Here is a 23,264-nt window from a genome sequence, read left to right on the forward strand (position 1 = left end):
CGATGTCGGTGCCACATCGACACCGAACGCTGCCAACTACTGCCAGCCGCAGGTCAGCGCACGTCGACGAGGCTGCTCTTGAGGTCGGTGGCGATGACGCGCGCGGCCGCGTTCTGCCAGTTGTGCAACGAGCGCTGCGGCACCTCGGTGGCCAGCCACTGCCACGCCCGGCGGGCCACCGGGTCCAGGCCGGCGGCGGTCGCGTTCTGCGCGTAGGCACGGACGCCGACGACGTAGGGGAAGTACAGCGCGTTGTAGTGCCGCCACGCCTCGGTGGTGCCGAAGTCGTTGCCGTCGCGGGGTTTGAGGCCCGCGATGCGCTCGGCCAGCAGGGCGCGCAGCTCGTTGGCGCGTTCCAGGGGTCGATCGGATGCCCCGCGCCGCATGAGGCGTTCGTCGATGATCGGCAGCGCAGTCAACGGGCTGGCGACGAGCTTGGACAGGTCCGCGTAATGCCCCAGCGCGCGACGCGTGACGCGCACGAACGTCTCGTCGTCCATGTCGTCGAGGGGGCTGGCCGCGCGGCGCGGCAGTGCCGCCTCGGTGCTGCGCAGCGCGGCGCGTTCGGCGCTCAGCGCGGGTGTCCGGGAGAACGCCAGCCGGTCGAGGAGTCCGGCCAGCGGGTCGGCCAGCACGGTGACCGTGATCGCGACCGCCAGGCTGGTGAACAGCAGGACGACCAGCGTGGCGCCCGGCCCCGAGACGGCCACCCCGAGCAACACCTGACCGCCGAACAGGACCGCCACCGCCGCGGTGCCCAGCGCCGAGCGAAGCATGTCCTTGCGCAGTGCCTGGCCCTCGTCGAAGGCGTCGCCGAGCGCGACCGCGACGCCGAGCAGGGCGACGTCGCACCCGGTCGAGGCGAGCGCGAGCCAGCTCGGAACCAGACCGAGCGGGATGACCAGGATCGCGTTGCCGAGCGCGAAGAAGAGCGTGGCGACGACGACGAACCCGACGACGGGGCGGGGCTGGTGACGACGCAGGACCGCGGCCAGCAGCGCGCCCACGGCCGGGATGGAGACTGCGGCGAACAACACCCAGTGGCCGAGGCGCAGCGGCCCCTCGACATCGCCGGCCATCGCTGCTCCGGTGGCGGCGACGACGGCCGCAGCGCCGACGAGAGCGGCTTCCCGGCCCCGGCCGCGCGTGCAGTCCCGCGGGCGCGACATCTCCAGCAGGACGGCGAACCACGCCACCCCCGGCACGGCGACGAGATACACCTCGATCCGGCCGAGCGCGTCGACGCCCGCGCCGGTGCGGACGGCGTCGAGCGCCACCATCGCGGCGAAGCCGGTGAGGCCCACCGCGGCGAGGACGAGCACGGGTTTGCGCGGATCGCGGGCCAGCAGATAGAGGCCCAGCCACCAGCTCAGTGCGAACACCGCGGCGGACAGGCCGAGCATCGCGGGCCCCTAGCGCCCGTAGCGGCGGTGCCGGGCGCTGTAATCGCGCAGGGCCCGCAGGAAGTCGACCCGCCGGAACTCGGGCCAGTACGCCTCGGTGAACCACATCTCGGAGTAGGCGCTCTGCCACAGCAGGAATCCCGACAGGCGCTGCTCACCCGAGGTCCGGATGACCAGGTCGGGGTCGGGTTGGCCGGAGGTGTAGAGGTTCTCCGAGATCGCCTCTGCGGTGACGGCTTCGATCAATCGGTCCCCGGTGGCGCCGTCGGCCATCGCCTTGCTCAGCAGGGCGCGGACCGCGTCGACGATCTCCTGCCGGCCGCCGTATCCGACGGCGACGTTGACGTGAAACCTCCCGCCGTTCGCGTCCGTCGACTGCACGGCCTCGCGCACCCGGCGGGCGGGTTCCTCGCCGATCAGAGCGAGATCGCCGACGGTGCGGACGCTCCACTGGTTGGCCGGTGCGCAGATCTCCTCGACGACATCGGTGATGATGTCGATCAGCGCCGCGAGTTCATCGGCGTCGCGCTGCAGGTTCTCGGTGGACAGCAAGTAGACCGTCGCCATCTCGATGCCGGCTTCGGCGCACCAGCGCAGCATCTCCGCGATCTTCTCCGCGCCCGCGCGGTAGCCGTAGGCGACGTCGTCGTGACCGAGTTCACGGGCCCACCGGCGGTTGCCGTCGCACAGCACCGCGATGTGGCGTGGGAGCTCGGATTTCTGCCGGGCCAACCCCTGGCGCAGCCGCATCTCGTAGAGCCGGTAAGCCGGTTCCTTGAGCCGCCGCGGAATGAGGTCCACGATGATCCAGACTACTGTGGCCCGTGGATTGTCCACGCCAGTCAGCGGAGGTGAAATGCCGACATCTCTCGAGCCCTGGTACACCGCCGACGCGCCGCGGGACCCCGAGGATCTGCCCGAGGCGGTCGCCGAAGGCGTCGCGAAGTTCCTGGGCCGGCCGCGGCTGCGGGGGTGGATTCACGTCTACTCCGCGGTGATCGCGGTGATCTGCGGCGCCACGCTGGTGGCGGTCTCGTGGTCGATGAAGTCCACGCAGGCGGGTCTGGCGACGCTGGTGTACACGCTGACGATCGTGGCGATGTTCGCCGTCAGCGGGACTTACCACCGGGTGACGTGGCAGTCGAAGACGGCGCGCACCTGGATGAAGCGCGCCGACCATTCGATGATCTTCGTGTTCATCGCCGGTAGCTACACGCCGTTCGCTGTGCTCGCACTGCCCGAGGACAGCGGTCGGGTCCTGCTCTGGATCGTGTGGAGCGGTGCGCTCGCCGGGGTGCTGCTGAAGATGTTCTGGCCGTCGGCGCCGCGATGGGTGGGAACGCCGCTCTACATCCTGCTGGGCTGGGTGGCGGCCTGGTTCATCGGGCCGATCATGCAGGGCGCCGGGGTGGCCGCGGTGGTGCTGCTGATCGTCGGTGGCGCGCTGTACAGCATCGGCGGCGTGCTCTACGCGTTGAAGTGGCCCAACCCGTGGCCGACGACCTTCGGTCATCACGAGTTCTTCCACGCCTGCACGGCGGTCGCGGCGATCTGCCACTACATCGCGATGTGGTTCGCCGTCTTCTCCGGCTGAACCCTTCCCCCAGAACGACAGCGCCCCTTACAGCGGGGTGATGTTCTCCTGGCTCCAGTAGGCCTTCATCGACGTGATCTTGCCGTCGCCGTCGAACACCATCACCTCGATCGGCTCGATCCGCATCGCACCGCCCACGGTGATCGCGAACGTGAATGCGGCCTCGTGCCCACCCGCGCGGAACGTCAGCAGCTCGGTGGTGATGTCGTGATCACCTTCCATGCCCTTGTAGAACCCGGCGATGGCCTGCCGGCCGATGTGCACTTCCCCGCACCCGACCGGATCCTCCAGCGTGGCGTCCTCTGCGTAGAGCGCCGCGACATCCTCGGCCTTGCCGTTGGCGACCGTGTCGAGGTAGCGCTGGACGAAACCTTGCAGCACGTCGGGCTCGAAGCTCATGAGCCGCAACGCTACACGGACGGACCCAGCGCGGCGGCGAGATCGTCCGCTGTGTGGACGGGCAGATCGCACACCCGCCCGCGGCACACGTACGCGGCATCCTCGGGACCGTCGGTGCCGGCCACCCGCGGCCGGTCTCGCAGCAGTTCCGAACCATCGGCCGGCCCGCCGACGACGATCGCGCCACCGGGCGCGAGCACGCGAGCGGCGGCCAGCAGATCCGACGTCGACGGGTCGACGCACGACACCGCGATCTGGATCGGGCCGCGCACCGCGGCTTCGGCGATCGCCAGCCAGTGCCCGGCCGAACGGGGCGCGCCGGTGATCACCGGGGCGGCTGCTGCGAGCGTGGTGTTGAAAGCGTCGGCGTAGCGGGCCGCACGGTCGGACGGGGCGAGGTGCGCCGCCAGCATGAGCGCCTCGGCGAGCAACGACGCCCCAGACGGCGTGGCCCCGTCGAATGGATCGGCCGGCCGCACCAGCAGCTGCTCGGCATCGTCGGCGACGTCGTACCAGCGGCCGGCGGTGTCCGGATCCGCGAAGTGGTCCAGCGCCAGGTCGAGCACCTCGGTGGCGGAGTCGAGCCATCGCTGCTCGCCGCTCACCTGATGGAGCGTGAGCAGGCCGGTGGCCAGCGCCGCGTGGTCCTCGAGGATCGCCGTGCCGGGCCCGACGACGCCGCCCAGGCTGGTGCGGCGCAGTCGTCCGTCGCGCAGGTGCAGGTTCAGCAGCGCGCCGGCGCATGCCGCGGCGGCGTCGATCAGCTCGGGTTCGGCCAGCGCGACGCCGGCTTCGCACAGTGCGGTGATCGTGAGGCCGTTCCATGCGGTGACGACCTTGTCGTCACGCTCCGGTTGTGGGCGCTCGGCGCGCACCGCGCGCAGTGCGGCCCGCACGGCGGTGAACCGTTCGGCGTCGGCGGGATCGGTGCGCAGCTGCAGCACCGACGCGCCGTGCTCGAAGGTGCCGGCGTCGGTCACCCCGAAAAGCTCTGCGGCCCAGACGGCGTCGTCACCGAGCGCGTCGCGCAGCTGCGCCGGTGTCCATACGTACGTCGACCCCTCGCGTCCCGCGGCGTCGGCATCCAGGGACGAGACGAACAGGTCGTCGCGGCGCATATCGTCGAGCAGGAATCTCGCCGTCTCCCGAGTCACTCTGAGCGGCAACGGATCACGCGAGAGTCGCGCCCAGTGCGCATACACGCGCAGCAGCAGGGCGTTGTCGTAGAGCATCTTCTCGAAGTGCGGGACCACCCAGGCCTCGTCCACGCTGTAGCGGGCGAATCCGCCGGCCAGCTGGTCGTAGAGGCCGCCGCGCGCCATCGCCTCACCCGCGCGGACCGCTGCCTGCAGGGCCCCGTCCGCGCCGGTGCGTTCGTGATGGCGCAGCAGTGCCTCCAGCAGAGCCGACGGCGGGAACTTCGGGGGTCCACCGAAACCGCCGTGCACCGTGTCCTCTTCGGCGAGCACCGCATCGATCGCGCCGTCACACACCTCCGCGGTCACGGGTGCGCCCACGGGCAGACCGCCGGCCATCGTCTGCAGTTCGCCCGCGATGTGCGCCGACGCCTGCTCCACCTCGGCGCGGCGCTGATGCCACGTCTCGCTGACGGCCGAGAGTAGTTGCAGGAAGGTCGCTTTCGGGTAGTAGGTGCCGCAGAAAAACGGCCGGCCGTCGGGGGTCAGGAAGCACGTCATCGGCCAGCCGCCCTGCCCGGTCAGCGCCACGGTCGCGGCCATGTAGACCGCATCGAGGTCGGGCCGCTCCTCCCGATCCACCTTGATGCAGACGAACTCCGCGTTGGCGGCGGCGGCGACCTCGGGATCGGCGAACGATTCGTGGGCCATCACATGGCACCAGTGGCACGCGGCGTAGCCGATGGACAGCAGGATGGGTACGTCGCGCGCGGCAGCCTCGGCCAGCGCCTCGGCGCTCCACTGCTGCCAGTGCACCGGGTTGTCGGCGTGCTGGCGCAGATAGGGGCTCAGGGCCGCCCCGAGGGTGTTACGTGCCGGCGTCGGGCTCACGGCGCGCCGCCGGATCCGCCGGGTTTCCGGCGGCCAGATCGGGATCGGCGTCGGGGGCACCCGTGACCGCGCCCGGGTCCGCGTCGGTGGCGTCGTTGTCGAAGGAGGCCGGCACCTTCTTCAGATGCCGGTTCATCGACCACACCAGTCCGAAGACGGCGATCAGCAGCACCACGATCACGATGAGGCCGAACGGGCTGGCCTTCCCGAAGTCGGGTCCGCTCTGCTGCGGCGGGTTCTGGGCCAGGATGTCGACAGTTAGCGCGGTCACCATGGTTTCAGTTCCGCCCCTCGATACCGGTGAACAGATCGGTTTCGGGCAGCGACACCGGAACGCGGGACCGGGCGAGCTCGAACTCCTCGGTGGGCCACAGCCGCTGCTGCCACTCCATCGGGGTGGTGAAGAAGAAGCTCTTCGGGTCGATCTGGGTGGCGTGCGCGAGCAGCGCTTCGTCGCGCTGCTGGAAGTACTTCGCGCACTCGATGCGCGTGGTCACCCGGTTGGCGGACAGGTCGATCTCCGGATCCCAGCTCTCCAGCCACTTCGCGAAGGGACCCTCCTGGCCGTTCTTGGCGAACTCGTCTTGCAGCACCTGCATGCGCTGCCGCAGGAAGCCGTGGTTGTAGTAGAGCTTGTGGGCCGCCCACGGCGTGCCGGCGTCCGGGTAGAGCAGGTGGTCGGCGGCCGCCTCGTAGGCCGCGACCGACACCTTGTGGCACATGATGTGGTCGGGGTGGGGATAGCCACCGTTCTCGTCGTAGGTCGTGATCACATGCGGCTTGAAGTCGCGGATCACCCGGACCAGGGCCTCGGTGGGTACCTCGAGCGGTTCCAGCGCGAAGCACCCTTCCGGCAGCGGCGGCAGCGGGTCGCCCTCGGGCAGGCCGGAATCGATGAAGCCCAGCCAGTGATGCTCGACGCCGAGGATGGCGGCCGCCTTGGCCATCTCCTCGCGACGGATCTCGGCCATCCGGCCGTGCACCTCGGGCAGGTCCATCGCCGGGTTCAGGATGTCGCCGCGCTCGCCGCCTGTCAGCGTCACCACCATCACCCGCACGCCCTCATCGACGTAGCGGGCCATCGTCGCCGCGCCCTTGCTTGACTCGTCGTCGGGGTGCGCGTGCACGGCCATCAACCGCAGTTCGCTCAACAGTTCCCTCTTAGCTGCTCACCTGGATGGACACTCACGGTCGAATTCAACACATCCGACACGTCCTATAGTTCCAGTCCTAGTACACCCATCCGAACGACGGGCATGCAAAACGTGATGACCGACAGTCCCCTCGACCGTCCTGCGTCGCGCTACGGCGCCCCGCAGCGCAGCCGGCGCACCCGCCGCTGGGTCATCGTAGGCCTGTTCGCCGCGGTCGTGGTGCTCGGTGTGACGATCGCGGCGGTGGCGTACTCCCGGCTGGGGTCGCCGGAGGTCAAGGGGGAACTGGGCGGATACCGCGTCGTCGACGACCGCACCGTGGAGGTGACGGCGAGCATCACCCGCGACGACCCTTCTGCGCCGGTGGTGTGCATCGTGCGGGCCCGGTCCTACGACGGTGACGAAGTGGGCCGCCGGGAGCTGCTCGTCGCGCCGTCGGCGACCGAGATCGTCCAGGTCCGAACGACGGTGACGACGTCTCGGCCGGCGGTTGTCGGCGACGTCTACGGGTGCGGCACCGATGTGCCGTCGTACCTGGTCGGCGGATAGGACGAGCGACAACGGATCGTCCCGCAACCAACCGCGGACTGCGAAAACATGAAAATCGGGTGGCCGCCCGGTGCTATCATGGCTGAGTACACGGTTCCTGCTGGGGCCGTGTATTGCTGCATTTGAGCGCCGTTACGACGATCACGACAGACGAGTTGCGACAACGGGCGGATGCGGCAATACACGCTGATACACGCTGGTTCCTCAGCACCGCCCCGGCACCGTGCCCGAGAACTTTTCACGCGAGAAGCGCTGAAAGCGACGACGACAGGAGCGCGCCGATATGACTGACACCCAGGTCACCTGGCTGACCGAAGAGGCGTTCGACCGGCTGAAGGCCGAACTCGACCATCTGATCGCCAACCGACCCGTCATCGCGGCCGAGATCAACGACCGCCGCGAAGAGGGCGACCTGCGCGAGAACGGCGGCTACCACGCCGCCCGTGAGGAGCAGGGCCAGCAGGAGGCCCGGATTCGCCAGCTGCAGGAGTTGCTCAACACCGCGAAGGTAGGCGAGGCACCCAAGCAGTCGGGCGTGGCGCTGCCCGGTTCGGTGGTCAAGGTCTACTACGACGACGACGAGAGCGACACCGAGACGTTCCTGATCGGAACCCGCCAGGAGGGCGTCACCGACGGCAAGCTCGAGGTGTACTCCCCGAACTCTCCGCTGGGCGGCGCGCTGCTCGACGCCAAGGTGGGCGACACGCGGACCTACACCGTGCCCAACGGCAACACCGTGAAGGTCACGCTGGTCTCCGCGGAGCCCTATCACGGCTGACCGGCGTGGCGCAGATCGCTGAAGAGCTGTTTCTGCTCCTGGTCGACAACGCGTCCGGTCAACCCGGCCTCGACGACACGCGGCGCGCTCATGCGCTGGCGGCAGCCACCCTGCTCGATGTGGCGTACGCCTGCCGCGTGCGCCCTGCGGTGGACGGCGAGCCGGCACCGCCGGGAACGCTGGTGGCGCTCGCGGCTGCCGGCCCGGTCGATCCGTTGACCGCACCGGCGGTGGACTACATCGGCAGAGCCCCGCGACGGCCGGGCCAGGCGATCAAGGTCCTGGGTCGGTCGGCAGAACGCCGGTTGGCCGAGCACCTGGAGCGGACCGGCCAGATTCGTCGCGTCTCGGTGCGTTCCAGCGCACTGCGTCGACGCACCAGCACCTCGCCGACCGACCGCCGCCGGGTGGGACCCGCCCGCGACGCGCTGCTGGCGGCGCTGTTCGAGCGACGCCCACCCTCCGCCGCGACCGCGGCGATCATCACGGTGCTGCATGCCGCCGACGGTCTGGGGGCGCTACTCAGCCTCAACGACCGCGGCTGGCGGTGGGTGCACGCCCGCGCCGGGGAGATCGCGGCCGGCAGTTGGCTGGACGAGTCGCCGACGGGGCTGGCCGAGGTCAACCTCGCCGTCACCGCGTCGGCGGTGCGGCAGGCGCTGGCAGAGCTGACCTAGGCGAGCGCCTGTTCGACGTCGCCGAGCAGGTCCGCGACGTCTTCGATACCGACCGACAGGCGAACCAGATCGTCGGGGACTTCGAGCTGCGAGCCCGCGGTCGAGGCGTGGGTCATCGCCCCGGGGTACTCGATCAGCGACTCCACGCCGCCGAGCGACTCGGCGAGGATGAAGATGTCGGTGCGCGCACAGAAGTCGCGCGCAGCCTGCGGGCCGCCCTTCAGCCGCACCGACACCATCCCACCGAACCCGCTCATCTGCCGGGCCGCGACGTCGTGATGCGGGTGGTCTGCCAGCCCCGGGTAGAGGACGGTCTCCACCGCGGGATGCCCGGTGAGGAATTCGGCGATGGCCGCACCGTTCTCACTGTGGCGCTGCATCCGCAGCGGCAGCGTCTTGAGCCCGCGGATCGTCAGGTACGCATCGAACGGGCCCGGTACCGCGCCGGCCCCGTTCTGCAGGAACGCGAAGGCGTCGTCGAGAGCCTCGTCGTTGGTCACCAGCACGCCGCCGACGACATCGGAATGTCCGCCGATGTACTTGGTCGTCGAGTGCAGCACGATGTCGGCCCCGAGCAGCATGGGCTGCTGGAGTGCCGGTGAGGCGAAGGTGTTGTCCACCAACACTTTCGCGCCGCGTTCGGCGGCCAGCGACGCGATGCCGGCGATGTCGGCGATCGAGAGCAGCGGGTTGGTCGGCGTCTCGACCCAGATCAGCTTGGTGCGGTCGGTGACCGCGGCCCGCACCTTGTCGAGATCACCGAGTGCCACCGCGGTGTAGCTGATCCCCCACTGCGTGAACACCTTGTCGATGAGCCGGAAGGTGCCGCCGTAGGCGTCGTCGGGGATGACGAGGTGATCTCCCGGCCGCAGGACCGCGCGCAGCGCGCAGTCGGTGGCGGCCATCCCCGAGCTGAACGCGCGAGCATGGGTCGCGGATTCGACTGCAGCCAAGGCGGATTCCAGTGCCGCTCGGGTCGGGTTGCCGGTACGGGCGTACTCGAAGCCGCCGCGCAGCCCGCCGACGCCGTCCTGGGCGAACGTCGAGCTGGCGTAGATCGGGGTGTTGACCACGCCAGTGGCCGGATCGGGCCGGTAGCCGGCGTGGATGGCCTTGGTCGCCGGTCCCAGTGCCCGGAAGTGCTCGGACGCGCTGCGCTGCTCACTCATGCTGCCACGGTAGCCCTGGGGACCGTCTCGCTGTCGACCCGGCACCGGGGCGCAGCGATCGGCGCCGGCGCATCCCAGCGCCGGCGCCGATTCCCTGGCTCAGTAGTGGTGCGTCGGCTGCTGCCCGTGCTGCCCCTGCGGAGTGGTGGGGAGGCACACCGTGGTCATGATCTTGTCGGCCAGCGTCTGACGCTTGCCGTCCCACAGCGGGAAGAGGTACCCGATGTAGCAGATGATCGTGTCCACGATGTGGGCCAGCTGGCGGACCACGGACAACCCGAAACCGATGGGCTGGAAGGTCTTTTCGCTGACGACCTTGAACTTCATCACCGACTTGCCGATGCTCGAGCCCGTCGTGCCCTGCCGGTAACCGTAATTCCAGATCACATAGGCGAACGTCAGCACCGACGCCAGGATGCTCACCGTCGCGCCGAGCGCCGACGGTTCCGATGTGCAGGCGTAGCCGCCGTTGATGTTCTCGCAGTTGTTGTCACCGGTGAGGATCGCGATGCCCTGTCCGAGCCCGACCAGGATGAACACCGGGATGTAGTCGATGAACCAGGCGGCAACGCGCGTCAACCAGGAGGTGTAGGCCTCTTTGGGCAGGGCGGGCGCGGCCTGCGGGTAACCGCCCTGCTGCGGCGGCGGGAATCCGCCGGGCGGGTAATTGCCTTGCGGCGGAGGCGGATACCCTCCGGGCGGGGGCGGCGGCTGGTAGCCACCCTGGGGGGTCGGCTGGCCGCCGGGGGGCGGCGGATATCCACCGGGGGGCGGGTAACCGCCCGGATTGTCAGTCATCGAATCTTCCTCCTCGGCTCGGATGGTTCAGTGCTGGACGAAAGTCTGGCGAGCAACCGGCCAAGCCACGGCGTGCAGACTGAATTCTGCGGCGAGACAACCGATTCACATACGGCGGGGACAGCCGAGACCCCGGCGGTTGCTCGCCCATGGTGCCTCCAGTCTGTTTCTTAGCTGGCAGCAAGCGAGATCACCATACCTGAGAGACGGCTGCGAACAGCGGTTTTGTCCGCTGTGCGCTCAGCGTCGCGAGCTGGTGTCGGACAGGTAGCCCAGCAGATCGTGCCGCGTCAGCACACCCACCGGCTTGCCCTCCTCGACCACCATCACGGCGTCGCACTCGCGGAGTGTCTTGGCCGCGGTGCTCACCAGTTCGCCGGCACCGATCAACGGCAACGCCGGGCTCATGTGCTCGCTGACGGCGTCGGCGAGCTTGGCGCGCCCTTCGAACACCGCGGACAGCAGCTCGCGCTCGGACACGCTGCCCGCCACCTCGCCCGCCATCACCGGCGGCTCGGCACCGACCACCGGCATCTGGGACACCCCGTACTCCCGCAAGATGCCGATCGCGTCGCGCACCGTCTCCGCGGGATGGGTGTGCACCAGGTCGGGCAGCGCCCCGGACTTGCCGCGGAGCACGTCACCGACCGTGGACTCCGCGACCGAGCCGTCCAGCCGGCTGCGCAGGAACCCGTAGGAGGACATCCAGCCGTCGTTGAAGATCTTGGACAGGTAGCCGCGGCCGCCGTCGGGCAGCAGGACCACGACCAGGGCGTCAGGACCCTCGCGCTCGGCGACCTGGATCGCGGCATAGGCAGCCATTCCGCACGACCCGCCGACCAGCAGCGCCTCTTCGCGTGCCAGCCGCCGCGTCATCTCGAACGAGTCCGCATCCGAAACCGCGATGATCTCGTCCGGCACCGCGGGGTCATAGGCCGTGGGCCAGAAATCCTCGCCGACACCCTCCACCAAGTAGGGCCGCCCGGTGCCGCCCGAGTACACCGAGCCTTCCGGATCGACGCCGACGACCTTGACCCGACCGTCGGAAACCTCTTTGAGGTAGCGGCCGGCACCGGTGATGGTGCCGCCGGTGCCCACGCCGGCCACGAAGTGGGTGATCTTGCCGTCGGTGTCCGCCCAGATCTCCGGCCCGGTGGTCTCGTAGTGGCTCTCCGGCCCCATCGGATTGGAGTACTGGTCGGGCTTCCACGCCCCGTCGATCTCGGTCACCAACCGGTTGGAGACGCTGTAGTAGCTGTCGGGATCGTCGGGTGCGACGGCGGTCGGGCACACCACGACCTCGGCGCCGTAGGCCCGCAGCACGTTCTGCTTGTCCTCGCTGACCTTGTCCGGGCAGACGAAAATGCACTTGTAGCCGCGCTGCTGCGCGACCAGCGCCAGGCCGACACCGGTGTTACCCGACGTGGGCTCGACGATCGTGCCTCCCGGCTTGAGCGCGCCGCTGGCCTCGGCGGCATCGATCATCTTGATCGCGATGCGGTCCTTCGAGCTGCCGCCCGGATTGAGGTACTCGACCTTGGCGGCCACCGTCCCCGACCCCGGCGGAACCACCGAGTTCAGTTGCACCAGAGGGGTGTTGCCGATGAGCTCACTGACGTGCCGGGCGATGCGCATGCATCCATCGTCTCAGGCCCGCCGGGCGACTACCAGGTGGCCTCTCGGATGTACTCGCCGATCTGCTTGATCGACCGGCTGGCCTCGGGCACTGCCGGCGCGCCGAGCTGGAAGACGTGCATCTGGCCGGGCCAGACACGCACCTCCACCGGCACCCCGGACTCGGCGAGCAGACGAGCCGCTTTCCTCGCGTCGCTGAGCAGAACCTCCGAGCCGGAGACGTGGATCAGCGTGCGTGGCAGGCCGGGCTCGATGTGGTCGAGCGGTTCGTAGGTCTCCTCGGGCTTGCCGTTGACGACGCGCTTCTTCCCGGCCTGCTCGATCAACTCGATCAGTGCGTGAAAAGCCTTGGGCGGGAACATCACATCGCTGCCGATGTTGGGATGCTCGGCGCGCGCCTCGTTGTCGATCTCGAACAGCGGGGACATCGTGACGATGGCCGCGGGGGTCTCGGAACCGTAGCCCTCGACGCCCTCGAATTGCAGGCGTTCGGCCAGCGACAGCGCCAGATAGCCGCCCGCGGAATCACCGGCGAGCACGATCTGATCCGGCTCGTAGCCGGTCTCCCGCAGCCAGCGATAGGCGTCGAAGCAATCGTCGAGTGCGGTGCCCACCGAATGCTTGGGGATCATTCGATAGTTGACGACGAGCACCGGCGCATCGGCGTACTGCGACAACGCGGTCACCAGGCGACCGTGGGTGTGTACGCCACAGGTCAGGAACGCGCCGCCGTGCATGTAGAGGATCACGCTGCGCTTGCCGTCGGCGGGCAGGACACCCGCCGCCCGCACCAGCTGCGCGGTGCAGTGCGGCAGCGAGATCGTCGCGCGCACCGTGCCGGGAACCGGGCGGATCACACGGGCCGCAAAGTCGACGACTCCCCAGGGCCACGGCAGCTTGGGGGCGTAGCTGCCGACGGAGAGGAACGGCTTGATGGTGGCCATCGCCGCCAGACCCAAGAGCCGTCCAGCGATGCTCGGGCCGTCCTCGACGACCTCGACCGGCGCCCCGTCGCTGACCGGAAAACGGCGCGGCTTGTGGCCGCGACCAGGCCGGACGCCCAGGTGCGCAGTACTGGGGACCTTGCTCGGTGCCGTCATCGCCACCACTCCCTACGCCGTTGTAGTACGGGATCAGCCAAGATACTCAGACAAGCTCGTTATTTAGCTTGGCATTTGTAACCATTATCGCAATCGTTTAAACGCGATTGATACCGGAGTTGATACCGCACTGTGACCGCGGATTCCGTCGCCCTCCCGCGAGCCCCGCAAACGGCCACCTAAACTCGCACTCGTGGGATTCAGCCGCCGTGCTCCTCACGTCCGCCGGTCGACCGTCGCGCTGGCGGCAGTTGCAGCACTCGCATCCACCGGGTCGTTCTACGTGGGCGCCCGCAACCTGCTGACGGGTCAGGCCGATCAGGCCCGGCGCGTCATCCCGAAATCCTGGGACGTCCCCCCACGCGCCGACGGGGTCTACTCGCCCGACGGCGGCCCCGTGACCCGCTGGTATCGCGGCGTGCCGTTCGACCTGCACCTGATGATCTTCGGGGACTCCACCGCGACCGGTTACGGCTGCGCGACCGCCGACGAGGTACCCGGTGTGCTGCTGGCCCGCGGCCTGGCGAAGGAGTCGGGCAAGCGCATCCGGCTCAGCACCAAGGCGATCGTCGGTGCCACGTCCAAGGGACTGTCCGGTCAGATCGACGCGATGTTCGTCGCGGGTCCGCCCCCGGACGCGGCGGTCATCATGATCGGGGCCAATGACATCACCGCCCCCAACGGGCTGGGGCCGTCCGCGCGCCGGTTGGGCCGCGCGGTGCAGCGGCTCCGCAGCAGCGGCGCGGTGGTCGTCGTCGGCACATGCCCGGACTTCGGGGTGATCAAGGCGATTCCGCAGCCGCTGCGCTGGGTGGCGCGCGGCCGCGGCCTGCGCTTGGCGCGGGCACAGGCCGGTGAGGTGCGGGCTGCCGGCGGCGTGCCGGTGCCGTTCTCCGACCTGTTGGCACCGCACTTCTACGAGGCGCCCGACGAGCTGTTCTCTCCCGACATGTTCCACCCCTCGGCGGCGGGCTATTCGTTGGCCGCCCAGCAGTTGCTGCCCGCGCTGTGCGCTGCGCTCGGTGAGTTCGTCGGCAGCGAGCCCGCCGAGGCGGCCCTGGAATCGCGCTCCGGTGAGGGATCGCTGCTGTCGCGGATCGGCAATCTCGGCCGGCTGTGGCGCCGCTCCACCGGGGTCCCCGCGCCGATCGTCGTGGCTGCGAGCTAGGTTCACAGATAGTTCTCGCTGTCTACCGAGGAGTCGTCATGCCCGAAGCCGTCATCGTCGCCACCGCCCGCTCCCCCATCGGCCGGGCCAACAAGGGCTCCCTGGTGTCCATGCGGCCCGACGATCTGGCCGCACAGATGGTCAAGGCGGCGCTCGACAAGGTGCCGGCACTGGACCCGCGCGAGATCGACGACCTGATGCTGGGCTGTGGGCAGCCCGGCGGTGAAGCGGGTTTCAACATCGGCCGCGCCGTGGCGGTGCAGCTGGGTTACGACTTCCTGCCGGGCACCACGGTCAACCGGTACTGCTCGTCGTCGTTGCAGACCACGCGGATGGCGTTCCACGCGATCAAGGCCGGCGAGGGTGATGCCTTCATCTCGGCCGGCGTCGAGACCGTGTCGCGTTTCCTCAAGGGCACCTCCGACGGCTGGCCGGACTCGAAGAACGAGTTGTACGCCGACGCGATGGCCCGCACTGATCAGGCCGCCGCGGGGGCGACCGAGTGGCACGATCCGCGCGAGGACGGCCTGCTGCCCGACGTGTACATCGCGATGGGCCAGACGGCGGAGAACGTCGTGCTGCACACCGGGATCAGCCGTGAGGACCAGGACCACTGGGGCGTGCGGTCGCAGAACCGGGCCGAAGAGGCCATCAAGAGCGGGTTCTTCGAGCGGGAGATCTCGCCGGTCACGCTGCCCGACGGCACCGTCGTCAGCACCGATGACGGCCCGCGCGCCGGCACCACCTACGAGGCCGTCAGCCAGCTCAAGCCGGTGTTCCGGCCCAACGGCACGATCACCGCGGGCAATGCGTGCCCGTTGAACGACGGTGCGGCCGCGGTGGTGGTCATGAGCGACACCAAGGCCAAGGAGCTGGGGCTGACCCCGTTGGCGCGCATCGTCTCGACCGGTGTGTCGGGTCTGTCGCCGGAGATCATGGGCCTCGGCCCGATCGAGGCTGTGCGCAAGGCGCTGGGCAACGCGAAGATGTCGATCTCCGACATCGACCTGTGCGAGATCAACGAGGCGTTCGCGGTTCAGGTGCTGGGGTCGGCGCGTGAGCTCGGCATGGACGAGGAGAAGTTGAACGTCTCCGGTGGCGCGATCGCGCTCGGGCATCCGTTCGGCATGACCGGCGCCCGGATCACCGCCACGCTGCTGAACAACCTGGCCACCCACGACAAGACCTTCGGCATCGAGACGATGTGCGTGGGCGGCGGGCAGGGCATGGCGATGGTCGTGGAGCGCCTCTCCTAGTTCTGCCGCGAGACTGCGGGGAGATCGCGATCTCAGCTGATTTCGCGATCTCCCCGCAGTCTCGCGGCCCATGCGCGCGCGATTCTGGCCCGAATGTCGACCTCCCGGTCGGTCTTGATGACGCGGACCACCAGCCAGTCGAGCTCACGCAGATCCTCGGAACGGCGAATGTCTCTGGCGTACTGCGCGTCGTCGACGCGGTGCTGCTCTCCGTCGTACTCGACCGCGATCATCGCGTCGGGCCATCCCATGTCGAGGTAGTACCGACGCCGGCCGTCCGCACTGCGCACCGGAATTTGCGTGTGTGGGCGCGGATAGCCGGCGCTTATGATCAGGAGCCTCAACCAGGTCTCCTTCGGTGACGCCGATCCCGCGTCGTAGAGGTCCATGACCTTCTCGAGTTGTCGCAGCCCCCGAGCGCCGCGGTGGGTGCGAGCACACGCGAGCACGTCCTCGGCGCGAAGTCCTGTGGCATGGCCCAGAGCGTCCACGCGTGCGACTGCCTCCCCGATTCTGCCTCGGCGCGCCAGGTCGTATGCAGTTCGCGTGATCGTCGTCAGTCTCATGCCGTCGGGGCGAACCATGAACTCGTCTGAGCGCAACCGGGCGTCCATGGTGCGCATTCCCAGCGGCCGCCGGGCATTCGTCCAAACGAGTTCGATCGGCAGCGTGTCGTCGATCCATGCGGCACCGTGCAGGGCCGCTGCCGTCAGCCCGGCGATCACTCCTTCGCGATGCGACCACAACCACGCCGCTACGGCGCGATGCTCGAGCCCGGGCTCGACGTCACAGGGAACGTAGACATCCGGGAAGACTGCCCGATAGTTCGAGCGCAGTTGATGCTTCTTCACCCGACCATCGGCGATGGCTTCGCTTCCGACAAACGGCCAGATCGGTGGCGTCATGGCGCCACCATCACACGTTGCGACATCCCAATCGGCGCCCAGACTGCGGGGGGATCGCAATCTGTGGATGAAATGCGATCTGTGAGCAGTTTCGGCGCCGAAGCGGAAGCACACCGCGCACACGCGCACCACGAAAAAGGGCGCCCACCTTTCGGTGAGCGCCCTTCTCCGTGCGATGACTAGTCGCTGTTGAAGTAGCTGAGCAGGCGCAGGATCTCGATGTAGAGCCACACCAGCGTCACGGTCAGGCCCAGCGCGATACCCCAGGCTGCCTTCTCCGGCGCACCGGCGCGGATCATCTGGTCGGCCGAGTCGAAGTCGATCAGGAAGCTGAACGCCGCCAGACCGATGCAGACCAGCGAGAAGATGATCGCGATGGGGCCACCGCTGCGCAGGCCCAGGCCCTCACCGCCGCCGACACCGAACAGCGCCAGCACGAAGTTGCCCAGCATCAGAGCCAGCACACCGAAGAGGCCGGCCACGATGAAGCGGGTGAACTTCGGCGTCACGCGGATGGCGCCGGTCTTGTAGACGACGAGCATGCCGGCGAACACGCCGAGGGTGCCGAGGACCGCCTGGCTGATCAGGGCGCCGGCGCTGACGCCGGAGACCATCAGGTTGGCGACGACGAACGAGAACGCACCGAGGAACAGGCCCTCCAGCGCCGCGTAGGTCAGCACGATGGCGGGGTTGTCCTGCTTACGGCCGAAGGTCGCGATCAGCACCAGGACGAGACCGCCGAGCGCGCCGACCAGCGTGAACGGCATGGCGAGCGCGATGTTGGACGCCACCAGGAAGTACGACACCACGGCAACGGCCGACAGCACTGCCAGCGTCATGCCGGTCTTGGTGACGACGTCGTCGATGGTCAGCGGGCGCGAAACACCCGTCTGACGCTGATCGGGGTAGGTGGCATAGGGATCGGCGTGTACCGCTTGCGCACCGTAGCCGGCGGCTCCGGTACCGAATTGCGCGTATCCGCCTTGCTGCCCCTTGGGCAGCGTGCGAAATACCGGGTTGCTGCTCTCGCGCACCGTCGGTTCCTTTCCTGATGTCGTGATTCGGCCTGTGCCGAACATCGGTTCAACGATCGACACGTCGGGACGGTTCCCGAGAATCGAATCTGTTCCCAGCCTTCTCACAGGAACCTTACCCGGCGCCCTCCGATCAGGGGCGACGATCTAGATTGCTGGCGTGGATCAAAACGAGGATCTCCTAGTAACGGTGCGCGGGCATGTCGGGCACCTGACCCTCAACCGACCCAAGGCCATCAACTCGCTGACCCACCCGATGGTCACCGAGATGACGGCCGCCCTGACGGCGTGGGAGCACGACGACGACGTCCACGCGGTCGTTGTTTCCGGCGCGGGCGACCGTGGCCTCTGCGCAGGCGGTGACATCGTCGCGATCTACCACAGCGCGAAGGCCGGCGGCGCCGAGGCTCGCCTGTTCTGGCACGACGAATACCTGCTCAACGCGTACATCGGCCGCTACCCCAAACCGTATGTCGCGCTGATGAACGGCATCACGATGGGCGGCGGCGTGGGCATCAGCGCGCACGGGGACGTCCGCGTGGTCACCGAGGCGACGAAGATGGCCATGCCGGAGGTCGGCATCGGCTTCGTGCCCGACGTCGGCGGCACCCGCATCCTGGCCCATGCGCCGGGGTTACTCGGCCTCCACGCCGCGCTGACGGGCGCCCCTTTCGGTGGTGCCGATGCGATCGCGATGGGCTTCGCCGACCACTACGTACCGCACGCCGATCTCGCCTCGTTCGTCGAAGCCATCGAGTCCGACGGCGTGGACCGCGCGGTCGCGGACTTCGCGCAGGAGCCGCCGGCCGGCGAGTTGGCGGATCATCGTGAGTGGATCGATCGCTGCTACGCGGGCGAGTCCGTCGCAGGCATCGTCGATGCCCTGCGCAACGAGGAGGACCCCGCGGCCACCAAGGCTGCCGATCTGATCAGCTCCCGCTCCCCCGTCGCCCTGTCGGTGACGCTGGCGGCCGTACGCCGCGCCCGCTCGCTGCCATCACTGGAAGATGTTCTGCAGCAAGAGTTTCGAGTGTCCTGTGCGGCGCTGCGCTCCCATGATCTGGTCGAGGGCATCCGGGCGCAGGTCATCGACAAGGACCGCAACCCGCAGTGGAATCCGGCGACGCTGGACGCTGTCACAGACGCCGACGTGGAAGCCTACTTCCAGCGCACCGACCCCGACCTGACCTTCCAGACCGAGACGCACCAGGAGCAGCCATGACCGACTACGAGACCATCCTCGTCACCCGCGAGGGCCGCGTCGCCACCATCACGCTGAACCGACCGAAAGCTCTCAACGCGCTGAACAGCCAGGTGATGAACGACGTCACCTCCGCTGCAGCCGAATTGGACGCCGATCCGGGCATTGGCGCCATCGTGCTGACCGGCAACGAGAAGGCGTTCGCCGCCGGTGCGGACATCAAGGAAATGGCGAATCTGTCGTTCGCCGAGGTCTTCTCGTCGGATTTCTTCGCCGCCTGGGGGAACTTCGCGGCCACGCGCACGCCGACGATCGCCGCGGTCGCCGGGTATGCGCTCGGCGGCGGCTGCGAGCTGGCGATGATGTGCGACATCCTGATCGCCGCCGACACCGCGAAGTTCGGCCAGCCCGAGATCAAGCTGGGCGTGCTGCCGGGCATGGGTGGTTCGCAGCGGCTGACCCGGGCCATCGGCAAGGCCAAGGCGATGGATCTGATCCTGACCGGTCGCACCATGGGAGCCGAGGAGGCCGAACGGGCCGGGCTGGTGTCCCGCGTGGTCCCGGCCGACTCCTTGCTCGAGGAAGCCACGGCCACAGCGCAGACGATCGCCGGTATGTCGCTGTCCGCCGCCAGGATGGCCAAGGAAGCGGTCGACCGCGCCTTCGAGTCGACGCTCGCCGAGGGCCTGCTCTACGAGCGCCGGCTGTTCCACTCCGCGTTCGCCACCGACGATCAGACCGAGGGCATGGCCGCGTTCACCGAGAAGCGTTCGCCGAACTTCACCCACCGCTGACATGCACGGCTAACATGCCTTCGTGACCGTCACCGTCGCCCCGCCGGAGGACGAGCCGCGCGCCGAGACCACCCGCAAACCCTGGTGGATACGTCGCTACACGTTCACCGGAACCGCGGTCGGCCTCGTCTTCCTGTGGTTGTCGCTCACGCCGTCGCTGCTGCCCCGCGGCCCGCTGTTCCAGGGCTTGGTCAGCGGAGGCGCGGGCGCCTTCGGGTACGCGATCGGCGTGTTCTCGGTGTGGCTGGTGCGCTACATGCGGTCCAAGGATTCGAGCCCGCCCCCTCCGCGCCGCGCCTGGCTGGTCCTCGTCGTGGTGGGTGCGATCGGCATGGTCCTGGCGATCGTCTGGTTCCACGAATGGCAGGACAACGTCCGCGACCTGATGGGTGTGCCGCGGTTGACGTTCTGGGACTATCCGCTGGCGGCTGCGATCTCGGTGGTGACGCTGTTCGTGTTCGTCGAGATCGGCCAATTGATCCGCCGGCTGGTGCTCTTTCTCGTTCGTCAGCTCGATCGCGTTGCGCCGCCGAGGGTTTCGGCCGTGATCGTGGTGACGCTGCTACTGGCGCTGACGATCGCGCTGCTGAACGGCATCGTGGTGCGGTTCGCGATGAGCACCATCAACAGCACATTCGCGGCGGTCAACGACGAGACCGATCCGGACAATCCGGCTCCGGCGACGCCGCTGCGCTCCGGCGGCCCGGGATCTCTGGTCAGCTGGGAGTCGCTCGGCCATCAGGGTCGCATGTTCGTCGGCGGCGGACCGTCGGTGGACGAGCTCAGCGCGTTCAACGCCCGCCCCGCCGTCGAACCCATCCGTGCCTACGCCGGCCTCAACTCCGCGGACGGGATCAAGGCCACGGCGCGGCTGGCCGCCCGTGAACTGCAGCGCACCGGCGGTCTCGACCGTCCGGTGGTGGCCGTGGCCACGACGACGGGCACGGGCTGGATCAACGAGGCCGAGGCCACCGCCCTGGAGTACATGTACAACGGCGACACCGCGATCGTGTCGATGCAGTACTCGTTCCTCCCGAGCTGGCTGTCGTTCCTCGTCGACAAGGAGAACGCGCGGCAGGCCGGCCAGGCGTTGTTCGAGGCCGTCGACGAGCTGGTGCGCGCGATGCCCGAGGCGCAGCGCCCCAAGCTCGTGGTGTTCGGTGAAAGCCTGGGCTCCTTCGGCGGCGAGGCCCCGTTCCTGGCGCTGAACAACCTCATCGCCCGCACCGACGGCGCACTGTTCAGCGGACCGACGTTCAACAACACCATCTGGACCGACCTGACCACCAACCGCGATCCCGGTTCCCCGCAATGGCTGCCGATCTACGACCAGGGCGAGAACGTGCGATTCGTCGCGGAGCCGAAAGACCTGCAGCGCCCGCACGATCCGTGGGGCCAGCCGCGCGTCGTCTATCTGCAGCACGCCTCGGATCCGATCGCCTGGTGGAATCCGGATCTGTTGTTCGCCAAACCGGATTGGCTGCGGGAGCCGCGCGGGTACGACGTCTCCCCCGACATGGAATGGATTCCAGTCGTGACGTTCCTGCAGGTGTCTGCCGACATGGCGGTGGCGGTGAACGTGCCCGACGGACACGGGCACGTCTACGTGCGCAACGTCGCCGACGCGTGGGCCTCGATCCTGTTGCCGCCCGGGTGGTCTGCGGCCAAGACGGAGAAGCTGAGGCCGCTGCTGCGCAGCGACGAGAGTTCCTAGTAGACGAGCACGCCTTTGAGGGCGTGGTATCCGCCGACGACGTCGGTGGCGCGGTGCAGACCGATCTCCTGCAGGGCCGCCGCGGCCAGACTGGACGTGTAGCCCTCGGAGCACAGCACCACCCATTCGACGTCGTCGTCGACGGCTTGCGGAATCCGGGCATCGCTGGTGGGGTCGAGTCGCCATTCGAGCACGTTGCGCTCGATGATCAGCGCGGTGGGGACCTCGCCTTCGATGGCCCGCTGGGCGGCGGGCCGGATGTCGACGAGGATGGCTCCGCGTCGCAGGGCGGCCGGCAGTTCGTCCGCGGTCAGTCGGTTGATCTTCGTGCGAGCGTTCTCCAGCACCACATCGATACGGCTTCCCATGTCACTTCCCTTCCGGTTGGTCGGTCAATTCGGTCCGCTTGCGGCGCAGCGCGTTTCGCTCGGATACCTCGTAGTAGGACATCGCGGTGAGCGGCGGTGAGTAGGCATGCACGCTCAGCGTCGGGGTCGGCGCAACGATCGGAGTGGACAGCGACACGCTCTCGCGAGCCCACACCACATCGTGTACCCAGCCGAGCGGGAACGCCGCCTGGTCGCCGGCCTCAAGCCGGCGATTGCGCAATTGCTTGCCATCCCAGCGGGTTTCGCGCAGCGCGCCGGATAGGACGGTGAGTGCACCGAGGGAGCCGCCATGGTCGTGCAACTCGGTGGCGTGATCGGGCACCCAACTGATGAGCCAGACGTCGAGCTCGTCATCGCCGTGCAGGCGGGTGTACCAGCGCTCGGTGGTGGGCGGCCCACCGACCGGAAGGACGTCGTCGAAACGACCGGAGAGGACGTCGGCGGCGTACCGATCGGTGGCATGCAGCAGGTCGGCTGGGCGCAAACGGGTGGGAGCGAGAACCATGGGAGAACTCCAGGGGTGGAACGGACGAAGTGGGGGTCGGGGTCAGGCCCGACAACACTCCCGAGTCATTCCGTTGCGCACGCACCCACTGTGGCACGAGACCAGGCGATTGGCCAGGTCTGCGGACTTAATCTCACCGTGAATCTGGAATTGCGCACGTCGCGGCTAGATTGACGGGATGGTCCCCTTCGCCGTCCGAGTCGTTCTGCTCGCCGCACCGGGCCTGCTGGCACTGGCCGGTTGCTCGTCGACACCCACCCCGTCCACGCCCAGCACCGAGACGTCCTCGTCCACCCGGGCGAGCGCGGCCCCGACGACTGCCACCGAATCGCTGGCCCCCGACGCCGTCGAGGTCTCACCGGGTGGCGTGACGACCAAGGTGGGCGCACCGGCGGAGTCCACGGAAGACGACTACTTCCAGAACTGCCGTGCGGCGCGCACCTACATGGACACTCACGGCGGTGACCCGAAGGCGCAGATCGAGCCGTACCTGAAGATGCTGCAGAGCACGCCGACGGTGGGGTCGGGCGAGTTCAACAAGAGTTGGACGCAGCTGTCGGCCGGGCAGCAGTCGGCGATCATCGTCGCGGTCGAGTCGGCCGCCGACGCGCTGTGCGGCTAGCGCTGCGTTGTTTCAATCGTTCCAGACGAAGCAGAACGTGTGGCCGGCCGGGTCGCGGTACACCCGGAACTGGTCCTCGTCGACGTCCTGCACCCATGTCGCACCCAGCCTGATCACCTCGGCCTGAGCGGCCTCGAGCTGGTCCTCGGGGATCATCACGTCGAAGTGGATCTGTTGCGAGGCGTGCGGGTCAGGGAACTGCGGCGGCCGGTGTTCGGGAGACAGCTGGAACGCCAGCCGGCGCCCGTCCGGACCCGTGACCACCACCCAGTCCGCGTCCTCTTGGGTGATGTCGCCGCCGAGAACCTCGGCCCAGAAACGCGCCAGGCGGAGGGGGTCGGGGCAGTCGACGACGACTGAACGCAGTGTTCCGATCATGAGGGACAGGGTTGC

The 23,264-nt window shown here is 68.6% G+C and carries 25 protein-coding genes; 10 read left to right on the forward strand and 15 right to left on the reverse strand.

Annotated elements, in window-relative coordinates; translation table 11 throughout:
* Positions 1-53: 53 nt before the first annotated feature.
* Both ACZ50N_RS19200 and ACZ50N_RS19205 read right to left on the reverse strand, forming a co-directional pair.
* Positions 54-1,403 carry a hypothetical protein gene (locus ACZ50N_RS19200; protein WP_464470269.1) on the reverse strand — a complete coding sequence of 450 codons (1,350 nt, stop codon included), beginning with the start codon at positions 1,401-1,403 and terminating at the stop codon, positions 54-56.
* Positions 1,404-1,412: 9 nt separating this feature from the next.
* On the reverse strand, positions 1,413-2,204 hold the full coding sequence (locus tag ACZ50N_RS19205) for a (2Z,6E)-farnesyl diphosphate synthase (RefSeq protein ID WP_046362059.1): 792 nt from the start codon (positions 2,202-2,204) through the stop codon (positions 1,413-1,415).
* Between the two features lie 55 nt (positions 2,205-2,259).
* Between ACZ50N_RS19205 and trhA the strand changes: the two genes are divergently transcribed.
* The gene (gene trhA, locus ACZ50N_RS19210; RefSeq protein WP_464470268.1) at positions 2,260-2,997 is read left to right on the forward strand and encodes a PAQR family membrane homeostasis protein TrhA; all 738 of its coding nucleotides are present in this window, start codon (positions 2,260-2,262) and stop codon (positions 2,995-2,997) included.
* Positions 2,998-3,024: 27 nt separating this feature from the next.
* On the opposite strand, the gene ACZ50N_RS19215 is transcribed toward trhA, so the two are convergent.
* Genes ACZ50N_RS19215 through mca form a run of 4 tightly spaced genes read right to left on the reverse strand, consistent with a single transcriptional unit; the run spans position 3,025 to position 6,574 of the window.
* The gene (locus ACZ50N_RS19215; RefSeq protein WP_046362060.1) at positions 3,025-3,396 is read right to left on the reverse strand and encodes a nuclear transport factor 2 family protein; all 372 of its coding nucleotides are present in this window, start codon (positions 3,394-3,396) and stop codon (positions 3,025-3,027) included.
* 11 nt (positions 3,397-3,407) lie between these two features.
* A complete protein-coding gene (locus tag ACZ50N_RS19220) occupies positions 3,408-5,423 on the reverse strand; it encodes a thioredoxin domain-containing protein (RefSeq protein ID WP_464473551.1) in 2,016 nt (671 codons plus the stop codon).
* The gene (locus ACZ50N_RS19225; protein WP_464473552.1) at positions 5,401-5,697 is read right to left on the reverse strand and encodes a hypothetical protein; all 297 of its coding nucleotides are present in this window, start codon (positions 5,695-5,697) and stop codon (positions 5,401-5,403) included. The genes ACZ50N_RS19220 and ACZ50N_RS19225 overlap by 23 nt, the downstream gene beginning before the upstream one ends.
* A gap of 4 nt (positions 5,698-5,701) precedes the next feature.
* Positions 5,702-6,574, reverse strand: a complete 873-nt coding sequence (gene mca / locus ACZ50N_RS19230; protein ID WP_046362012.1) for a mycothiol conjugate amidase Mca — start codon at positions 6,572-6,574, stop codon at positions 5,702-5,704.
* A 117-nt stretch (positions 6,575-6,691) separates the two neighbouring features.
* On the opposite strand from mca, the gene ACZ50N_RS19235 reads away from it, so the two are divergent.
* From ACZ50N_RS19235 to ACZ50N_RS19245, 3 genes are all read left to right on the forward strand, one after another.
* Positions 6,692-7,126: a DUF4307 domain-containing protein gene (locus ACZ50N_RS19235; protein ID WP_464473553.1), complete on the forward strand. Its 435-nt coding sequence runs from the start codon at positions 6,692-6,694 to the stop codon at positions 7,124-7,126.
* A 283-nt stretch (positions 7,127-7,409) separates the two neighbouring features.
* Positions 7,410-7,904 (forward strand): transcription elongation factor GreA, encoded by a 495-nt coding sequence (gene greA / locus ACZ50N_RS19240; RefSeq protein WP_046362014.1) that lies wholly within the window; start codon positions 7,410-7,412, stop codon positions 7,902-7,904.
* A 5-nt stretch (positions 7,905-7,909) separates the two neighbouring features.
* The gene (locus ACZ50N_RS19245) at positions 7,910-8,581 is read left to right on the forward strand and encodes a GOLPH3/VPS74 family protein (protein ID WP_464473554.1); all 672 of its coding nucleotides are present in this window, start codon (positions 7,910-7,912) and stop codon (positions 8,579-8,581) included.
* On the opposite strand, the gene ACZ50N_RS19250 is transcribed toward ACZ50N_RS19245, so the two are convergent.
* The 4 genes from ACZ50N_RS19250 to ACZ50N_RS19265 form a co-directional block, all read right to left on the reverse strand.
* Positions 8,578-9,750, reverse strand: coding sequence for a cystathionine gamma-synthase (locus ACZ50N_RS19250; protein WP_046362016.1), 1,173 nt, complete (start codon positions 9,748-9,750; stop codon positions 8,578-8,580). The two genes, ACZ50N_RS19245 and ACZ50N_RS19250, sit on opposite strands and share 4 nt — an antisense overlap.
* Positions 9,751-9,849: 99 nt before the next feature.
* Positions 9,850-10,548, reverse strand: a complete 699-nt coding sequence (locus tag ACZ50N_RS19255; RefSeq protein WP_046362017.1) for an Rv1078 family RDD domain-containing protein — start codon at positions 10,546-10,548, stop codon at positions 9,850-9,852.
* 240 nt (positions 10,549-10,788) lie between these two features.
* Positions 10,789-12,183 (reverse strand): cystathionine beta-synthase, encoded by a 1,395-nt coding sequence (locus tag ACZ50N_RS19260; protein ID WP_046362018.1) that lies wholly within the window; start codon positions 12,181-12,183, stop codon positions 10,789-10,791.
* Between the two features lie 29 nt (positions 12,184-12,212).
* Complete coding sequence (locus tag ACZ50N_RS19265) at positions 12,213-13,283, reverse strand: alpha/beta hydrolase (RefSeq protein ID WP_046362061.1); 1,071 nt, start codon at positions 13,281-13,283, stop codon at positions 12,213-12,215.
* Positions 13,284-13,476: 193 nt separating this feature from the next.
* On the opposite strand from ACZ50N_RS19265, the gene ACZ50N_RS19270 reads away from it, so the two are divergent.
* Together ACZ50N_RS19270 and ACZ50N_RS19275 are read left to right on the forward strand one after the other, a co-directional pair.
* Positions 13,477-14,451, forward strand: coding sequence for an SGNH/GDSL hydrolase family protein (locus tag ACZ50N_RS19270; protein WP_464473555.1), 975 nt, complete (start codon positions 13,477-13,479; stop codon positions 14,449-14,451).
* 38 nt (positions 14,452-14,489) lie between these two features.
* Positions 14,490-15,707, forward strand: a complete 1,218-nt coding sequence (locus ACZ50N_RS19275) for an acetyl-CoA C-acetyltransferase (protein ID WP_464473556.1) — start codon at positions 14,490-14,492, stop codon at positions 15,705-15,707.
* A gap of 32 nt (positions 15,708-15,739) precedes the next feature.
* Here ACZ50N_RS19275 and ACZ50N_RS19280 read toward each other — a convergent pair whose 3' ends face one another.
* The gene (locus ACZ50N_RS19280) at positions 15,740-16,612 is read right to left on the reverse strand and encodes a putative endonuclease domain-containing protein (RefSeq protein ID WP_464473557.1); all 873 of its coding nucleotides are present in this window, start codon (positions 16,610-16,612) and stop codon (positions 15,740-15,742) included.
* Positions 16,613-16,791: 179 nt separating this feature from the next.
* Positions 16,792-17,646 carry a Bax inhibitor-1/YccA family protein gene (locus ACZ50N_RS19285; protein ID WP_048423007.1) on the reverse strand — a complete coding sequence of 285 codons (855 nt, stop codon included), beginning with the start codon at positions 17,644-17,646 and terminating at the stop codon, positions 16,792-16,794.
* A 160-nt stretch (positions 17,647-17,806) separates the two neighbouring features.
* On the opposite strand from ACZ50N_RS19285, the gene ACZ50N_RS19290 reads away from it, so the two are divergent.
* The 3 genes from ACZ50N_RS19290 to ACZ50N_RS19300 are packed head-to-tail and all read left to right on the forward strand — an operon-like array spanning position 17,807 to position 21,355.
* Positions 17,807-18,868, forward strand: a complete 1,062-nt coding sequence (locus ACZ50N_RS19290; RefSeq protein ID WP_464473558.1) for an enoyl-CoA hydratase/isomerase family protein — start codon at positions 17,807-17,809, stop codon at positions 18,866-18,868.
* Positions 18,865-19,641 (forward strand): enoyl-CoA hydratase, encoded by a 777-nt coding sequence (locus ACZ50N_RS19295; RefSeq protein ID WP_048422929.1) that lies wholly within the window; start codon positions 18,865-18,867, stop codon positions 19,639-19,641. Before ACZ50N_RS19290 ends, ACZ50N_RS19295 begins: the two co-directional genes overlap by 4 nt.
* A gap of 22 nt (positions 19,642-19,663) precedes the next feature.
* Positions 19,664-21,355, forward strand: a complete 1,692-nt coding sequence (locus ACZ50N_RS19300) for an alpha/beta hydrolase (protein ID WP_464473559.1) — start codon at positions 19,664-19,666, stop codon at positions 21,353-21,355.
* Here the strand turns inward: ACZ50N_RS19300 and ACZ50N_RS19305 are convergent.
* Together ACZ50N_RS19305 and ACZ50N_RS19310 are read right to left on the reverse strand one after the other, a co-directional pair.
* Entirely contained in the window at positions 21,352-21,723 is a 372-nt protein-coding gene (locus ACZ50N_RS19305) for a rhodanese-like domain-containing protein (protein ID WP_046362024.1), read from the reverse strand. The two genes, ACZ50N_RS19300 and ACZ50N_RS19305, sit on opposite strands and share 4 nt — an antisense overlap.
* Position 21,724: 1 nt before the next feature.
* Positions 21,725-22,249, reverse strand: a complete 525-nt coding sequence (locus ACZ50N_RS19310; RefSeq protein ID WP_046362025.1) for a cysteine dioxygenase — start codon at positions 22,247-22,249, stop codon at positions 21,725-21,727.
* A 178-nt stretch (positions 22,250-22,427) separates the two neighbouring features.
* Between ACZ50N_RS19310 and ACZ50N_RS19315 the strand changes: the two genes are divergently transcribed.
* Positions 22,428-22,871, forward strand: a complete 444-nt coding sequence (locus ACZ50N_RS19315) for a lipoprotein LpqV (RefSeq protein WP_464473560.1) — start codon at positions 22,428-22,430, stop codon at positions 22,869-22,871.
* 12 nt (positions 22,872-22,883) lie between these two features.
* On the opposite strand, the gene ACZ50N_RS19320 is transcribed toward ACZ50N_RS19315, so the two are convergent.
* Positions 22,884-23,249 (reverse strand): VOC family protein, encoded by a 366-nt coding sequence (locus ACZ50N_RS19320; RefSeq protein WP_464473561.1) that lies wholly within the window; start codon positions 23,247-23,249, stop codon positions 22,884-22,886.
* Positions 23,250-23,264: the final 15 nt, after the last annotated feature.

Source organism: Mycolicibacterium obuense, assembly GCF_055397605.1.

What these genes read in the sequence shown, in the direction of transcription:
- ACZ50N_RS19200 (WP_464470269.1), bottom strand. Translation starts at nt 1,403, where the DNA reads ATGCTCGGCCTGTCCGCCGCGGTGTTCGCACTGAGCTGGTGGCTGGGC.
- trhA (WP_464470268.1), top strand. Translation starts at nt 2,260, where the DNA reads ATGCCGACATCTCTCGAGCCCTGGTACACCGCCGACGCGCCGCGGGAC.
- ACZ50N_RS19215 (WP_046362060.1), bottom strand. Translation starts at nt 3,396, where the DNA reads ATGAGCTTCGAGCCCGACGTGCTGCAAGGTTTCGTCCAGCGCTACCTC.
- ACZ50N_RS19225 (WP_464473552.1), bottom strand. Translation starts at nt 5,697, where the DNA reads ATGGTGACCGCGCTAACTGTCGACATCCTGGCCCAGAACCCGCCGCAG.
- ACZ50N_RS19235 (WP_464473553.1), top strand. Translation starts at nt 6,692, where the DNA reads ATGACCGACAGTCCCCTCGACCGTCCTGCGTCGCGCTACGGCGCCCCG.
- greA (WP_046362014.1), top strand. Translation starts at nt 7,410, where the DNA reads ATGACTGACACCCAGGTCACCTGGCTGACCGAAGAGGCGTTCGACCGG.
- ACZ50N_RS19250 (WP_046362016.1), bottom strand. Translation starts at nt 9,750, where the DNA reads ATGAGTGAGCAGCGCAGCGCGTCCGAGCACTTCCGGGCACTGGGACCG.
- ACZ50N_RS19255 (WP_046362017.1), bottom strand. Translation starts at nt 10,548, where the DNA reads ATGACTGACAATCCGGGCGGTTACCCGCCCCCCGGTGGATATCCGCCG.
- ACZ50N_RS19260 (WP_046362018.1), bottom strand. Translation starts at nt 12,183, where the DNA reads ATGCGCATCGCCCGGCACGTCAGTGAGCTCATCGGCAACACCCCTCTG.
- ACZ50N_RS19265 (WP_046362061.1), bottom strand. Translation starts at nt 13,283, where the DNA reads ATGACGGCACCGAGCAAGGTCCCCAGTACTGCGCACCTGGGCGTCCGG.
- ACZ50N_RS19275 (WP_464473556.1), top strand. Translation starts at nt 14,490, where the DNA reads ATGCCCGAAGCCGTCATCGTCGCCACCGCCCGCTCCCCCATCGGCCGG.
- ACZ50N_RS19280 (WP_464473557.1), bottom strand. Translation starts at nt 16,612, where the DNA reads ATGACGCCACCGATCTGGCCGTTTGTCGGAAGCGAAGCCATCGCCGAT.
- ACZ50N_RS19295 (WP_048422929.1), top strand. Translation starts at nt 18,865, where the DNA reads ATGACCGACTACGAGACCATCCTCGTCACCCGCGAGGGCCGCGTCGCC.
- ACZ50N_RS19305 (WP_046362024.1), bottom strand. Translation starts at nt 21,723, where the DNA reads ATGGGAAGCCGTATCGATGTGGTGCTGGAGAACGCTCGCACGAAGATC.
- ACZ50N_RS19310 (WP_046362025.1), bottom strand. Translation starts at nt 22,249, where the DNA reads ATGGTTCTCGCTCCCACCCGTTTGCGCCCAGCCGACCTGCTGCATGCC.
- ACZ50N_RS19315 (WP_464473560.1), top strand. Translation starts at nt 22,428, where the DNA reads ATGGTCCCCTTCGCCGTCCGAGTCGTTCTGCTCGCCGCACCGGGCCTG.
- ACZ50N_RS19320 (WP_464473561.1), bottom strand. Translation starts at nt 23,249, where the DNA reads ATGATCGGAACACTGCGTTCAGTCGTCGTCGACTGCCCCGACCCCCTC.